Here is a 1,149-nt window from a genome sequence, read left to right as displayed (position 1 = left end):
GCTACACCGACACCCCCGTGCCGCAGTCGCCGTGGCGGCACCTCCCGATCGCGGTGTCGCTGCTCTCCCTGGTGCTGTTGACCATCGCGCTGGCCACCCCCACCCACGACATGCGCATCCCGCGCAATCGCGCCGTCATCATGCTGGTGATCGACATGTCGCAGTCCATGCGGGCCACCGACGTCGAACCCAACCGGCTCAAGGCCGCCGCACAGGCAGCCACCCAGTTCGCCGGCCAGCTCACGCCCGGCATCAACCTCGGGCTGGTCGGGTTCGCCGGCACGCCCTATCTGCTGGTGCCGCCGACCCCGCAACACCAGGCGACTATCGACGCGCTCAAGAAGCTGGATTTCGCCGACAGCACGGCCACCGGCCAGGCCATCTTCACCGCCCTGCACGCGATCGGCGCCACCGCGGTCATCGGCGGCGACAATCCGCCGCCGGCCCGCATCGTGCTGGAGTCCGACGGCGCCGAGAACGTGCCGCTGGACCCCAATGCCCCGCAGGGGGCGTTCACCGCGGCCCGGGCCGCCAAGGCCGAGGGCGTGCAGATCTCGACCATCTCGTTCGGCACCCCGTACGGCACGGTGGACTACGAGGGCGCCACCATCCCGGTTCCGGTGGACGACCAGACCCTGCAGAAGATCTGCGAGATCACCGACGGCCAGTCGTTCCACGCCGACAGCCTGGATTCCCTGAAGAACGTGTACTCGACGCTGCAGCGCCAGATCGGCTACGAAACCGTGAAGGGCGACGCGAGCCTGGCCTGGATGCTGCTCGGCGCCTTCGTCATGGCCGGCGCCATCCTGGCCGGTCTCCTGCTGAACCGCAGGCTGCCCGCCTGAGTCCTCAGCTGGGCAGGCGGCGGTTGATCAACAATGCCAGCGCCGTCGCGATCAGGGCGGTCAATACGCCGAGGCGCAGCCACCCGGAGCTGCCCGGCCCTGGCACCGTACGGTAGCCGATCTCGTTCTCGATGGCGTTGTAGCTCTTTTCGAGCTCGCCGAGGTTGGTGGCGGTGTAAGACTGCCCGCCGGACAGCTTGGCGACCATCTTCATCTGGTCGGTCGACACCGGGACGGCGACCCGCTGCCCGTCCATCTCGATCTCGCCGCCCTTGGTCCCGAACGAGATCGTCGAGATCGGCAC

1 protein-coding gene and 1 pseudogene are annotated in these 1,149 nt (G+C 68.6%); one reads left to right on the top strand and one right to left on the bottom strand.

The genetic code is table 11. From position 1 onward, the window contains the following. Positions 1-845, top strand: an 845-nt coding sequence (locus A5782_RS27325) for a VWA domain-containing protein (protein ID WP_067102221.1), incomplete at its 5' end; no start/stop codon positions are given. A gap of 4 nt (positions 846-849) precedes the next feature. Here A5782_RS27325 and A5782_RS27320 read toward each other — a convergent pair. Beyond that, positions 850-1,149 (bottom strand): annotated as a pseudogene (locus A5782_RS27320) (hypothetical protein); the annotation flags it as partial.

This window comes from Mycobacterium sp. 852002-40037_SCH5390672 (assembly GCF_001665875.1).
Taxonomy (GTDB): domain Bacteria; phylum Actinomycetota; class Actinomycetes; order Mycobacteriales; family Mycobacteriaceae; genus Mycobacterium.
Note: the sequence above shows the minus strand (reverse complement) of the source record. Positions and strands in the feature narration are given on the sequence as shown.